Here is a 13,404-nt window from a genome sequence, read left to right as displayed (position 1 = left end):
TAGATTCAGGTAATGCCAGAGAGGCGATTTTGTGATCACGCGGACTAACACTGTTGAATATTGCATTACTACCTCGACATTATCCCCATGTTAACAATCTAGACAACAGCAATATCGAGAGGATTGTGGCTAGTGCTATATCTTGCAGAAGTCAAAAAACAAACAAGAGGTTTTATTGGTGGTTATCGGACAGAGATTAAACTCTTAGCTTGTCAACATAACGATCAAACCTGGAGTCCTGTTCCTGGGGAAGAAGTCATCGCCCTTGACGAATTTGATCAGATGGGGGAAGGAACTCTCTTGATGGTGAATCTGGGCAATAATCGTCAAGTTCAGGGAGAACCCGAAGCAGCGGCCCCGGAATTAGTGAGACAGTTACAAAAGTTATCGCGGCTTTCCGAAAAGCTCAAAAACCAAGAAGAAGAGATAGAACAGTGGAAACAATCTCTCACCTATCAAAGTCAAGAGCTGGGCAGACGTGAAGCGGAAATGGAAGCTCGTCTTGAACAGTTAGAGGAGGTGGAAAAGGAGCTTTCTCAAATCGAACGCCGTCGTCAGGAAGCTGATTCAGCTTGGGATCGAGTTGATCAAACTCAACAACAATTAGAGGATTTTCAGCGTTGTTTTGGTCCGATCTTACAATTACCTGGGGTAGAAGCCGAAAAAATTCAACAACTTGTGATTCGTATTTCTGAGAGTTCTCAGGGCCTAGACTCTTTAGAAAAACCCTTTTCTGCAGCCCTAAAAGCGTTAGAAGAACAGCAAGCAATTTTCCAGCCGTTTTGGCAAGAGTGGGATAGCCTCAAAGCACAAGTGCAACGCCAAAACAGAGAAGTAAAACAACAAGGAGAAATTCTTGAAAACCGTTTTCAGGCTTTAGAAGAAACCCAAATTTCTCTTGAAAAAGCGAAGATTCAATGTGGCGTTCAACAAAATATTCTTAGCAATAAAGAAGACCGCTTAAAAAAGGTTAACGATAATTTACAGGTTATTCAAGACTTACAACAAACCTTAGAACAAGTTGCTAACGGGACGGGCGATATTGGCTCAGAAGGGAAAATCGATCTGGTGTCCCTGGAAAATATGCCCTTGGGAGAATTAGAAGAAAAGGTAAAAAGTCTACAAGAAGATTTAGAGAAATTGGTGCGTTTTGTCAATGATCAAGAAGAAGAATTGACCCTGCAATGTCAGACGGTTAAAGAACTACGAGATAAGTTAACTGATGCCGGTGATTTTGAGCGTTTAGATATAGAAAACGAACTGGCGGAAGAACAGGAAAGAAAAGAATTTTTAGATGAAACTTTGGTTGGTCAAAGACGTAATCTTAAAGAAAGACAAGAAGTTCTACTACAACATCTACGGGTTTTACGTCGTCGTCAAGGAGTGATGGACTTTGATGGACAAACACCAAGTATTAATTTAGACCCCATACTTCTTCAATTGGAAACATGGGAAAATAAAACTGTTTACGAACAGCAAACCTTAGAAACAGAAATTCAGAATCTATACAATAGCGTTGAAGAAATCCAGACTATGATTAAACAAATGGATACAGAACAATGTCAAAAGACGAAACAATTGGAAGCAGAAAGAGAAAACTGGCAGCAAGCACAAATTGAAGTTGCTCAATTACAAGTTCGTATCGATCTGTACGAAAATGCTTTGAAACCACTACAAAGACCAATGGATGAAACTAAACATCAATTAGGCATTCTTGGAGAGTGGTTGAATCCCTCTTAAACTCAGTAGATCAAAAACTTACTTGTTTAGGCTGCAAGGGAGCAGGGAGTGGGGAGAAGGGGAGATTATTTTCAAACTTTTTCGAGTAAATAAAGTTGTTTAACTGAAACTTAGTTATCAGTTATCAGTGACCAGTGACCCACTGGTTAGCTTGTAAACGACAATAACCATAATCCACTAATTCCCAAACCTAGCCAGAGTAAACAGCAAATTCTGGTTAAGTTTAATGCGTTTTCGATGGTTTGAGGGGTAATGGCATTGAGCGGATCTCCTAATAATGGTTTTTGTTTAATCACTCCCTGATAAGTATTTTTCCCGCCTAATTGAACCCCTAAAATAGCAGCATAAATACACTCACTCCATCCTGAGTTAGGACTAGGATCTTTAGGGGCATCTCGACGACAAATAGATAAAACAAGGATAGGCTTTCCTGATAGGATAGCCAAGGTTAGAACAGTGAGACGACAAGGAATCCAAGTTAAAATATCTTCAAATTTTGCACTAAACCAGCCTAGATCAGTAAAGGGTTGTTGTCGATAACCGACCATGGAATCAAGGGTACTGGCTGCTTTATAAGCTAAGGGTAAAGCAACCGGACCGACCCCAGGAAAAAAGGCTCCTGCGATCGCATAAAATAAAGGGGTTGTAACCCCATCAATGGCATTTTCTGACACCGTTTCTAGGATAGCGCGCCAGATTTCTTCGGGGGAGAGATTGGCTGTATCACGGCCCACATATTGACCGAGTTTGCTTCTGGCCAGGTCAATATTTCCCTCCCTTAATGGGGTCAAGACATCAAGAGCTGCTAATCTTAAACTACGTCCTGCAAAACAACTGGCTAAGAGAATAATTTCTAGAAAAATTCCTATCCAGGGATAGAGATGATCTCTAAGGAAATGGAGACTCCATGCTATCATTCCACTGCTAATAATTAAGCCTAATCCTAAAATAACTCCAGCAAAACGCCGTTGTCTTTTTCCCTGACAAGTAGAAAGTACAAAGTTAGAATAGGTTGAGATGAGCCAACCCATCACTTGTACAGGGTGTAACCACCCCCAAGGATCTGCTATAAGATAGTCAACAATGGCAGCAAAGATGAGAACAATTATGGTAGCATTTGTATCCAAATTAGGTCTTTATCCTCAGTTGAGTTATCCTTAATTTTTACCAGGGGATTGTTGAATTTTTGAGACATTTTTTTCCCAGTTTTGCCCATCAAAGGGCTTGATTTCAAAGTCCGATAAGGTCACGTCATCAAGACAGTTGACATTAACATCAAACCAGCCTGGATGGGAACGGGGACGATAAAAGGAATGGATACCACAAACCGAACAGAAAGTATGTTGTGCTATGTGGGTATTAAATGTATAAGTCGTGAGCAATTGTTCTCCTTGAATTAAGGTAAAGTTTTCGGGGGGAACCAATAGATGAATAAAACCTTTTTTGCGACAAATAGAACAGTTACAATCAATAGCTTCCCATTGTTCAATAATGACCTCAAAGCGCACTGCACCGCAGTGACAGCCTCCACGAAGTACAACAGAAGAGGGTAAATTTACCATAAGAATTGTTTCCTTAGACAATAAAACTGACTGCTTCTCCAAGGGACGCTTTCCAACTACGGGCATCGTAGTAAAGATCCGCTAAAGTTATCTTATAAAGGGCTTCTTTGAGCTTTTGATGGAGTCGTTTCCAAAGACTAAAGGTTACCCAATCTTCTACTTGCTCAAGATCGGGGTTATAGTGGGGTAATGGCTCAATTGTCTCCCCAACTGCGTCTAATATTTGCCCTAAAGAAATTTGACTGGGTTGGCGGGCTAATTGATAGCCACCTCGCGATCCTCTGAGTGAATTAACTAGGCCACTACGACGCATTTCAATCAGTAATTTTTCTAAGTATGGTGCTGGTAAATCTTGTCGCTTGGCGATCGCTTTTACTGATGTTGGTCCATAGTTCGGCTGTAAACTTAGATCCAGTAAGGCTTTAACGCTATAATGACTGCGAGTTGTTAGTTTCATTTGCTTGATTATCCTCAATATTTTCCGGTTATTATCAGAGGACGATGATAGATTGCTGTTGAATTTATAACATTTTTCTAAAGAGAAAAGGTAGCAAAGTCAAACTTATGTAAATTTGTTGGGGATTAGGGTCGAAATATTGGGAACAATGAATTATTATTGATCTTGTGGAATGGTAGATAAATTTTGCAAATTGTGTGTAAAATAATTATAGAGATAGTTAGTAACTTGATCATTTTTTTGATTTTTACTACCCTCTTAGTTAGTTACCATTCTGTCAACCCTATTATTCACTTAAATTACTGTTGAAGTTAATGACACAAGACAAACCCCTAACCGGAACCGAGTTAGTAGACAAAGTTAAAGAGCTAGGTGACCTTAGCAAAGAAGAAAAAGCAAGAGCTTGCGGCTATTATACCCAGACCAAAAATGGTATAGAGCGAGTTAATATGATGAAGTTTCTTAATGCTTTAATAGACGCTGAGGGCATTGAGCTTGATAGTAGTACCGAAGGACAAGGAAGAGGTGGTCGTTCAGCTAGTTACAAGATTAGTGTGCAATCTAATGGTAATCTTTTGATTGGCTCTGCTTATACCAAAAAAATGGGCTTGCAATCTGGAGATGAATTTGAGATTACACTAGGCCGTAAACATATTCATCTTAAGCAGGTGGGTGTGCCGGATGAAGATGAAGAATAATTGTTATGCTCATCCTTGTTTTAACAGACAAAAAAATAGCGTCGCTTAGCCTCTAACTGAGCAACGCTAATCAGAACAGTAAAAATGTATTATTTAGAGTGAGGGTTGCTTTCCCGATGTGGGGAAGTGACCCTCATGTATTTGTTTTAGTGACATCCTCCCAGGCAGGTCGCTAGGCTTTGTGGGGGGCTTCCCTAACTCACCATAAGGCTTTCCTGGTTATTCTCGCTTATACGAGGCTTCGCCACTTATCTAGAACACATTGGGACTAGAGATGAGTACATATTCCACTGTTGTTTCCCCAACAGAAGGACTAATCAGGGGTTTTCGTTTCCCAGAGTCCCTGGGTACTTTCTCTGAATTTATTCAATTTTTTTCGTATTTACCAAGCTCTGGAGGTCCCGTCATTTGACTGTCTTTCACTCTCATCTCGGATGGATACATTCCAACTTTGGCTCAATTCAGGTTCTTCCCTTACAGCCAATTCTAGTTTATCGCAAAATCTCTACTCTGGCTCTCATCCCTCCATTTTCGTTCCTCAAGGAAGAGCATATCTTGCTCAATGGGGGATTTCTCGTCAGGGGGGTTAAAAATTAAGGTCCGCTAAACACAGCAGCTTCCACGTCCTCACGGGATAGAGAATACTTAAAAGCTCGTGTAATATCCGAACCATCGGCTCCTGCTTTAAGATAACAAACAATAATTTCTTCCACATCTAAGCTAAGTTGTGCTTTCCAGTTAGGTTTCGTCACAGTCCAACAATTTAAGTTTTGTTGATCTTGTTGACAGCCTAAAGCAGACAGCCATTGTTCAAGGATGGGGAGAGAATGATTGTATAAGGGAGTATCAGGGGCAGGAAGGGTCATAATGAGGTTAATAAGGTTTGAGTGGTATTACGTGCCTCAGAAACGAAAATAAGGGCTACTGAGGCATAGTCTTGGGGTAAGGCGGTATTGGGTATGACTTCATCGCCTCTTAGAATAGCAATAAAAATGGCTAAAACCAAGCAACCGATTAAGGTTAATCCTAAAATAAAAAGGGCAAATAACTCTCCACCAGATAATGGGCGATCGCTGGCATCCAAATAAGCAGAAGTGGACCATTGTCCTGTTTTCGGGTCTTTTTTTGCTTCTGAGGGATCTTGGATCACATTCCAACGAGAATAGCCTATTTTTAGATCATACAGGGATCTGCTCTGAGGATTACTTAGTATCCCATAAGCTTCGTTAAGACGCTGAAATTGAGTTGTTGCCAGAGCGGAGGGTAATTCTGTAGTATCAGGGTGATAACGTTTGCTTAACTCTCGATAGGCACGACGTATTTCGATGACCGAAGCGGACGGATGGAGTCCTAAAATAGCATAATGGCTATTAGCAAAAGGCATCTGAGGGGGTATTTTCCCTGATGTTGATTGTTGGGTAGTGTGCTGCTCAGTCACAGGATCTTTTTTATCATTCCTTGTGGACATATTGTAACTAAACTTACCAGAAGGTTTCTACATCGTTATGAGATTATTAAATTTTATCGGGCAACAGGCAACAATGAAATGGCAAAGGTTGCCAAAGCTATTGATTAAAGTTTGTTTGATTGGTTTGTTATCTTTAGGGATAAGTTTTAACTGTTGGATTATTTCTCCTGCCACAGCTAATATCGATGATGATCGTCTTGATGGTAACATTTTTGTCGTTTATGCGGGGAATGGTTCTTTAGTGCCGGCTAAATTGTCTTTAAAAGATTCTTTGGATAGGGAAATGCCGACGGTGCTTGTTTATTATTTGGATGATAGTCGAGATTGTAAACAGTTTGCGATCGTGGTTTCTCGTATTCAAGAATTTTATGGTCGCGCAGCTAATATTATTCCTATTAGTGTTGATAGTATTCCTGCAAAAGATAGTTATACTAGGGAAGAAGCTGGTTATTATTATCAGGATATTATTCCGCAAACGGTTATTCTTGATGGTGAGGGTGACAAAATTTTTGATGGTCAAGGACAGGTAAAATATGAGGCGGTTGATGATGTTCTAAGAGAAGTTTTTAACCTTTTGCCTCGTTCTGAGTCTGTGGAGTTAAAACGACGCACTGTTAATGAGTTTAATGAGGAATTAGTTGATAGTTGATAGGTTATATAGCAATAAGATTTTAGCTATGAGAAAATCGTCTTTCTGGGTTTAACAAGGTTAAACTTATACAAGGATTGACTCGTAGGTTTATCATACTATTACGTGCTAATATATAGCACTTCTCATACTTGTGAGGTACATAGGTTATCGCTTTGAGGCAGGAGGCAGGAGGCAGGAGGCAGGGGGCAGGAGTTAGGTGTACCTCGTAAGTCCGAGAAACGCTATATTATCTCTTCTGACATATCATTAGTGATTGCTATATGTTGGTAGGTGCTTAATATTATTAAGTACCTACATAATTGTTATAAAAACTCTCTAAATTTTTAATGAAATTGGATAATACAATTATGATCTTTAGTAAGTCTTGGTTTGTATTCTTTTCGTTAATAATCGCTTTATTATTAATTTTGAGTATCCTGTTTTATCAACCGAGATGGTTATTAAGCATAATAGTTAAAGTTTCTCCTGGGGTTTACTATTTTTCTGAAACTACTGATCAAATTGTTGCTATTACTATTGATGATGGACTAAATACGATAACAACACCAAAAATATTAGACACTTTGGAAGAAAATGATACTAAGGCAACTTTTTTTCTAATTAGTGAAAGAATAAAAAGTAATGAGAGTATTCTTAAAAATATGATTAATAATGGTCATGAAATTGGTAATCATATGGTTAAAGATGAGAAAAGTATTTTCTTATCAAAAGAAGAATTTGAAGAAGAATTTTTGACCACTGATGAAATTTTAAATCAATTTTTGTTAGATAAATCACCAAAACTAAATTGGTTTCGTCCTGGAGGTGGTTGGTATAATTCTCGAATGTTAGAAACAGTCAAAAAATATAGTTATCAGACAGCTTTAGGTTCAATTTTTCCCTATGATACTAATATTCCTTCTTCTGAATTTGCTAGTTATCATATCTTAGCTAATTTACGTCCTGGTGCTATTATTGTCTTACATGATAGTAGTAGAGACGGTAAGTCTGGAGACTGGGGAGAAAGAACAAATATAACCTTAAAAAAGATTCTTCCTGAGATCAAAAAAAGAGGTTATCGAACAGTTACTCTATCAGAAATGTTCCTTGGAGGTTAATATGAATCATGTTGTTTTTCGGCCTGCTTGTCCTGATGATGCTTTAGAAGTTGCTAAACTTGCTATCCTAGCAGGAGGTGGTATTTTTGAGTTTTTATTGGAAGATTTTGTGAAGGATATTTCTTTAGAAAATTTAGTAGCTTTGGAAGTTAAAAAAGAGACGGGAAACCTATCTTATATTCAGACAGAAGTAGCAGAGTTAAACGGTAAAATTATTGGTAGTCTTAAAAGTACGGATGCTAACCAGGAAGATATAACTAAGGAAGAAAAAGATTTTCTACCTTCAGAAAAACTAGATTGGTTAAAGAATTTGTTTTCTGATAGAACAAAAGAAGGTTATTATATTAATAGTTTAGCTGTTAATAGTAATTATAGAAAGCAAGGTATAGGAAAAAAATTAATAGATAATGTTAAAGATAAAGCTAAACAAAATAATGATTCTTTTCTTACATTGCATGTTTGGTCTGATAATGTGAGAGCAATTAAATTTTATGAAAATCAAGGATTTAAAGCAGTTAAACAACTTGATATTGATTTTCATCCGCTTATGCCTCATTATGGTGGGATGCAGTTAATGCAGTGTATGTTAACGAAATAATTCATAAGATTTAGATTTTTTTAAAGAATATTAAATGTTGTTGGGGTAATATTTCTACTGTTTTATCCCAGATTAATCCGACTTTATTCATTTCTTTTTTAACTTGTTTTTTGGTCATTTTGTGTAAAGTTTTAATAGGAATTAAAGGATTTTCACGACGATATTCTGCTAGGACAACTTTACCCCCTGATTTTAAAGAACTTACAATATTTTCCATGGTTTCTTGCGGATATTCAAACTCGTGATAAGCATCTACCATTAACACAGTATCAACAGAATTGTTAGGTAAGTTAGGATTTTTTATAGTTCCTAAAATAGTTTCTATATTGTTGACTTTGTTTTCTTCTTTAAGAAAATCGATAATATCTAACATTTCTGGTTGAATATCTACAGCAAAAACCTTGCCATTAGAAACTAACTCAGCAAGACGAAAGGAAAAATAACCACTCCCTGCACCAATATCAGCAATAGTTTCTGTTGGTTTTAAGTTTAAATATTCAATTACTTTTGATGGTTTTTCTTGTTGTTCTCTACTAGGTCTTTCTAACCATAAAAATTCTTGATGTCCCATAACTTTTGCAATTTCTCGACCTAAATAAAACTTACCAATTCCATCACGACTATGTAAGGCGTGATATTGATAATTCTCATTATTATTGTTTTCTTTTTGAGGAATGATAGAAGTATCATAGGTTAAGTTTTGACCAGCAATAACAAAGAAAGCAACTAATAAAATTAAACTCAGGATAAAGATTTTTAAAGGTTTCATAAGTTTTTTAGTATTCTTCGGAAAGTAATTTGTTACAATTAAATTATATACCACTACTAATTAGGGTCAAGACGTTAAAGAGATTCTTCGTACCTCGGAATGAAAATTTAGTAATCTAGAGGAATTAGGAATTTTTGCACTCAATTTTTGAGTATTTTTGCCTTGAATAAACTAATATTTCACTGATTGGGAAGGAAAATAATGAGTAAAAAATTTTGGGTTTTTACCATCGGTTTAGCGAGTATTTTTAGCAGTTTATCCCCTGTAATCTTAGCAGCGCAAAATAAAGCTTCTATTAGCTATTTTAGTCGTTCTCCTCGTCTTATTAATGTCACCACAACTTATCGAGGTGCGAGAGTTAACCGTCCTAGATATTACTATACTATTGACTTACCCGTTGGAGTTGGAACACCCTTAAAAAAAATTACCATTAATCAACGTCAAGGGTTTGATGAGATTGACTATTATCCTCAAGATACTATTGCTTTTCAAGGAACACCTCATCATCGAGAAAATTCCTTAAATATTGAAGAAACAACTTGGGATAAACAAACAGAAACAATGACGATTATTTTTGATCCTCCTGTGTCTCCAGGAACAAGATTTACAGTAGGATTAAGGGCGAAGAAAAATCCAGCATACGGAGGAATATATCTGTTTGGAGTAACAGCATTTCCCGCAGGAAATAACCCTAGAGAATTATATTTAGGGGTTGGACGTTTACAGTTTGATGGGAATGATGATGGAGATTTTGATTAAGATTATGTCATTTCATTTATCATTTAACATTTATCATTTATCATTCGTTTGTAAGTAGGTTTGAAACCAAAATGTTCAATGTTCAATGTTTGGTCATTGAAAAAGTAATCTTAATGGTCAAGAAATAGTAAGCATTCAGGTGATTTATTAAAAAGCTGAATGCTTAAAAAGGTGATCCTAAAAATTAAGATAATAAATCTCACCTAATTCTGTGCTAACATAGAGACAAATGGTAATTTTTCCCCATGTTATTACATCCTGCTAACTTACTTTACTGGGTTTTAATTTGTATTGGAATCGTTTTCTTTCTGCTTGTTATTTTTTCAGGTGGAGGAGACGAAGGGGGCAATATTGATAGTGATATCGACATCAATATTGATAGTAATGGCTTCAATTTAGAAGCGGATGTGGAAGCAGATATTGAAGCAGATGTTAACGGCGATGGAGATGATATAAACCCTTTTCAACTATTAACTTGGTTTGGCTTAGGAAAAGCACCTTTAATGATTTTGTTAGGTATTGATTTTAGTGCTTGGGGGGTAGCTGGTTGGACTTTAAATACCATACTAGGTAGTCTCACTGGAACTATTCCTTATCGATTTTTTGGCTTAGGAGGTTTAGTCTTTCTTGTTTCTTTATTTATAGGCTTATGGACAGGAAAATTATTATCTAATCCCATAGGACAGATATTTTCTTCTTTTGGGGAAGATGTAAAAAGTGAGCGTTTAATTGGCTGTGTGGGAACAGTTACATCCAAAACTATTCCTTATTTAATCGAAGGAAAAATAGGACAAGCAGATGTCTATGACACCGCAGGTAATTTAGTTACCATTAGTATTAGTTTACCCCACTGGGCTGATGTTATTCCCCATCACGGACAACAAATTTTAATTATTGATCGTCAAGAACATAGTTACATTGGAATTAGTAAAGATAGTTCTGATGAAGATAAATGGATTAATCAAACTAACTTACCAAAAGATTCTTAAAAAGAGGTACAAAAATGAATCCTAACTTTGAATTACAATTGCTGCAATCTTTACCTAAAATAACTTTTGATGCTAGTTTAATGAATTTAGATGAAAGGGAGTTGTTGAAACAAAAAGAAAATCAAATAAATTTCTTGGTGGAGCAACCTATTGTTGAAGAAATATCATCAGTTAATTCTCCTTATATTGGACAGTTGGGAGCAACCTTAAATAGTTTTCCGTTTGTAGGAATTTTAGGTAGTATTGGTGCTTTATTATTCCTCTTATTATTAAGTGTTTGGTTGTACACTAGATTTTATGTTATTGCACCGAATAATGAAGCATTAGTGAGAACTGGTGGTGTTTTTAAAAAGAGTAAAACTGTTATTTTAAATGGGGGTTGTATTGTCATTCCTGGGTTCCATGAAATCACCCGTGTTCCTTTAAGAGAAATTTCTATTGATGTGGTACGCGCTGCTAATTTAGCTGTGAGAACTCAAGACTATTTAAGGGCAAATATGAGGGTAACATTCTATATCTGTATTGCTCAAGAAGAAAAGGATATTTTAGCAGCAGCAGCAAGATTATCTAAGCAAGGTAAAATCTCAGAAAATGATATCAAAGACGCTATTGAAAAACGTGCAGATGATGCTATTCGTGCAGCAGCTAAGAAGAAAAAAATAGCCGAGATAGACTCAGATAAATTAGGGTTTGCTGATGCTGTTTTAAACTTAATTCAAAATGATCTTAAAAAAGTTGGTTTAACTCTTAATAATATTGCTATTTCTGAGATAGAAGAAAGCGATACGTATGATGAAAATAACTTTTTTGATGCTCAAGGAGTTAGATTAAGAACCGAAACTATCCAGAAATCAATTCAACAAAAAAGAGAAGTTGAACTAGAAACTCAAGTAGCTATTGAACAACGAGAGTTAGAAGCAGAAAAACAAACCTTAGAAATCATTAAGCAGAAAGAAGATGCTAACTTAACCCAACAAAAAGATGTAGAATTTTTACGGGCCCAACAACAAAGAGAAATTCAAGAAACTAAGGATCAAGAAGCTGCCAAAATTGAGAAAAATAAAATATTACAGGAACAAGAAGTTGAAGAAGAGAAAATTTCTAAAGAGTTAATTATTCAACAAAAAAGAATTGCTGTTAATATCGAACTTGAGGAACAAAATAAACAATTAAAAGTGACTCAAACCCTGCAACAACAAGAAACTGAAGTTGCAGAAATTAATCGTCAAAAAATGATTCAAGCTTCTCAACTTGAAGCTCAAGCTGAAGTAGCTGCTGCTGAACAACAATCAAAAATTGCTCAACAACAGGCCGCTATTGCTATTGCTAATAAAGAGAAAGAAAGGTTTGACTCGGAAGCCGAAAAAGCCCAAGCTGAGGCTGCTGTTATCACTGCTCAAGAGGTAGAAAAAGCCCAACGGGAACAACGTTTAGTGGTGATTACTGCGGAACAAGAAGCCCAAAAAATTCAGATTTCTGAGCAAAATGTGGTAGAAATTGACGTATTCCGTCGTCGTCGTCAGGCAGAAATTGCTCGTCAAGCTGCGGAGTTAGAAGCTGAGTCCATTCGCACCCTAGCTGATGCCAATAAGTATAAAATGTTGGCTGAAGCGGAGAGTAAACAAGCTCTGATTGAGGCGGAAAATGCTCTGAGCAATGCAAACAGGACTGCTGACCTCATAAAAGAGCTTTGGCCGCAATTAGCTCCTCAATTGCCCCATATTCTGGAATCTTTAGCCCCTCAACCTGGGGTGTTAGGGGATGCCAAAATTTATGCTTTTCCAGGGTTAAACGGCAATAATAGTAATGGAACGGGAGATATTAGCAAGTTAATGTTATCTACCAGTGGTTTAACTTTGATTAACTCTTTATTAGAGGAAGGAAAGTTAGGTACATTAATTCAGCAAGTTAAAACCGCTTTAAACAGCGATGAAATATCAGAAACTAAGGAGGAAGAAAAGCCTAATGTATCTGAAGCGTCATCTACTATAACACCCCAAGAATCAACTATTTCAACGGAAGAAGTTTCATAATGGATAATGGACAATGGACAATGGACAATGACCTATCCTGAATAGTAATGTGAGCATCCTGCTCACTGATCCTAAATATAGCAAGCAAGATGCTTGCACTGCGTTAAATCTAATACACGTTTATTGACTGAAATAATGACGTAGAGGTTTTGAGGTGTTTTATCGATTTTTAGACAGATTTCGATAGGTAACTCTACATTTACACTTTAGCATTTTTTGAAAAAAACACAAGTCTCAAATTTTGTCATATTTGGTCAAAATCAGGGAAAAGTGATCTTTGTAAACGAGTGTAAATTAGTTGAAATAGCTTATATAAATCTCTTGTTTAGATAATCCTGGGTTATTAGTGGGCTGATGAGACTAATTAATACACTTAACGTAATGTAGATGCTTTTAAGTGTTTTATCGATTTTTAGAAAGATTTCGACAGGTAACTCTACATTTAAACTTTAGCATTTTTTGAAAAAAACACAAGTCTCAAATACCGTCATATTTCGGCAAAATCGGGGAAAAGTTATCTTTGTAAACGAGTGTAAATTAGTTAGAATAGCTTATATAAATCTTTGGGTTAGATAACTTTGG

14 protein-coding genes are annotated in these 13,404 nt (G+C 36.5%); 8 read left to right on the top strand and 6 right to left on the bottom strand.

Translation table 11 applies throughout. The features are described 5' to 3' along the window. Positions 1 to 132: 132 nt before the first annotated feature. Positions 133 to 1,740 carry a pilus motility taxis protein HmpF gene (gene hmpF / locus QNJ66_RS08955; RefSeq protein ID WP_300505436.1) on the top strand — a complete coding sequence of 536 codons (1,608 nt, stop codon included), beginning with the start codon at positions 133 to 135 and terminating at the stop codon, positions 1,738 to 1,740. 146 nt (positions 1,741 to 1,886) lie between these two features. Here the strand turns inward: hmpF and cbiB are convergent, their stop codons facing one another. Genes cbiB through QNJ66_RS08940 form a run of 3 tightly spaced genes read right to left on the bottom strand, consistent with a single transcriptional unit; the run spans position 1,887 to position 3,759 of the window. Next, complete coding sequence (gene cbiB / locus QNJ66_RS08950; protein ID WP_300505433.1) at positions 1,887 to 2,867, bottom strand: adenosylcobinamide-phosphate synthase CbiB; 981 nt, start codon at positions 2,865 to 2,867, stop codon at positions 1,887 to 1,889. Positions 2,868 to 2,897: 30 nt separating this feature from the next. Further along, positions 2,898 to 3,302 (bottom strand): GFA family protein, encoded by a 405-nt coding sequence (locus QNJ66_RS08945; protein ID WP_300505431.1) that lies wholly within the window; start codon positions 3,300 to 3,302, stop codon positions 2,898 to 2,900. 13 nt (positions 3,303 to 3,315) lie between these two features. Next, positions 3,316 to 3,759 carry an RrF2 family transcriptional regulator gene (locus QNJ66_RS08940; RefSeq protein WP_300505429.1) on the bottom strand — a complete coding sequence of 148 codons (444 nt, stop codon included), beginning with the start codon at positions 3,757 to 3,759 and terminating at the stop codon, positions 3,316 to 3,318. A gap of 314 nt (positions 3,760 to 4,073) precedes the next feature. Between QNJ66_RS08940 and QNJ66_RS08935 the strand changes: the two genes are divergently transcribed. Further along, positions 4,074 to 4,457, top strand: coding sequence for an AbrB family transcriptional regulator (locus QNJ66_RS08935; protein WP_300505426.1), 384 nt, complete (start codon positions 4,074 to 4,076; stop codon positions 4,455 to 4,457). 593 nt (positions 4,458 to 5,050) lie between these two features. On the opposite strand, the gene QNJ66_RS08930 is transcribed toward QNJ66_RS08935, so the two are convergent. Both QNJ66_RS08930 and QNJ66_RS08925 read right to left on the bottom strand, forming a co-directional pair. Then, a complete protein-coding gene (locus QNJ66_RS08930) occupies positions 5,051 to 5,323 on the bottom strand; it encodes a DUF3143 domain-containing protein (RefSeq protein WP_300505423.1) in 273 nt (90 codons plus the stop codon). After that, a complete protein-coding gene (locus QNJ66_RS08925) occupies positions 5,320 to 5,841 on the bottom strand; it encodes a J domain-containing protein (RefSeq protein WP_300505459.1) in 522 nt (173 codons plus the stop codon). Before QNJ66_RS08925 ends, QNJ66_RS08930 begins: the two co-directional genes overlap by 4 nt. Before the next feature lie 157 nt (positions 5,842 to 5,998). On the opposite strand from QNJ66_RS08925, the gene QNJ66_RS08920 reads away from it, so the two are divergent. From QNJ66_RS08920 to QNJ66_RS08910, 3 genes are all read left to right on the top strand, one after another. Beyond that, positions 5,999 to 6,574: a thylakoid membrane photosystem I accumulation factor gene (locus tag QNJ66_RS08920; protein ID WP_300505420.1), complete on the top strand. Its 576-nt coding sequence runs from the start codon at positions 5,999 to 6,001 to the stop codon at positions 6,572 to 6,574. A 350-nt stretch (positions 6,575 to 6,924) separates the two neighbouring features. Further along, the gene (locus QNJ66_RS08915; RefSeq protein WP_300505417.1) at positions 6,925 to 7,674 is read left to right on the top strand and encodes a polysaccharide deacetylase family protein; all 750 of its coding nucleotides are present in this window, start codon (positions 6,925 to 6,927) and stop codon (positions 7,672 to 7,674) included. Position 7,675: 1 nt separating this feature from the next. Beyond that, complete coding sequence (locus QNJ66_RS08910) at positions 7,676 to 8,272, top strand: GNAT family N-acetyltransferase (protein ID WP_300505414.1); 597 nt, start codon at positions 7,676 to 7,678, stop codon at positions 8,270 to 8,272. A 10-nt stretch (positions 8,273 to 8,282) separates the two neighbouring features. Here the strand turns inward: QNJ66_RS08910 and QNJ66_RS08905 are convergent, their stop codons facing one another. Then, positions 8,283 to 9,041, bottom strand: a complete 759-nt coding sequence (locus QNJ66_RS08905; RefSeq protein ID WP_300505411.1) for a methyltransferase domain-containing protein — start codon at positions 9,039 to 9,041, stop codon at positions 8,283 to 8,285. A gap of 201 nt (positions 9,042 to 9,242) precedes the next feature. Between QNJ66_RS08905 and QNJ66_RS08900 the strand changes: the two genes are divergently transcribed. From QNJ66_RS08900 to QNJ66_RS08890, 3 genes are all read left to right on the top strand, one after another. Continuing rightward, positions 9,243 to 9,800 (top strand): DUF2808 domain-containing protein, encoded by a 558-nt coding sequence (locus QNJ66_RS08900; RefSeq protein WP_300505408.1) that lies wholly within the window; start codon positions 9,243 to 9,245, stop codon positions 9,798 to 9,800. Between the two features lie 245 nt (positions 9,801 to 10,045). Then, the gene (locus tag QNJ66_RS08895) at positions 10,046 to 10,789 is read left to right on the top strand and encodes an OB-fold-containig protein (protein WP_300505405.1); all 744 of its coding nucleotides are present in this window, start codon (positions 10,046 to 10,048) and stop codon (positions 10,787 to 10,789) included. Positions 10,790 to 10,803: 14 nt separating this feature from the next. Next, complete coding sequence (locus QNJ66_RS08890) at positions 10,804 to 12,822, top strand: flotillin family protein (RefSeq protein ID WP_300505402.1); 2,019 nt, start codon at positions 10,804 to 10,806, stop codon at positions 12,820 to 12,822. Positions 12,823 to 13,404: the final 582 nt, after the last annotated feature.

Source organism: Crocosphaera sp., assembly GCF_030064895.1.
In the GTDB taxonomy this organism is placed as follows: domain Bacteria; phylum Cyanobacteriota; class Cyanobacteriia; order Cyanobacteriales; family Microcystaceae; genus Crocosphaera.
Note: the sequence above shows the minus strand (reverse complement) of the source record. Positions and strands in the feature narration are given on the sequence as shown.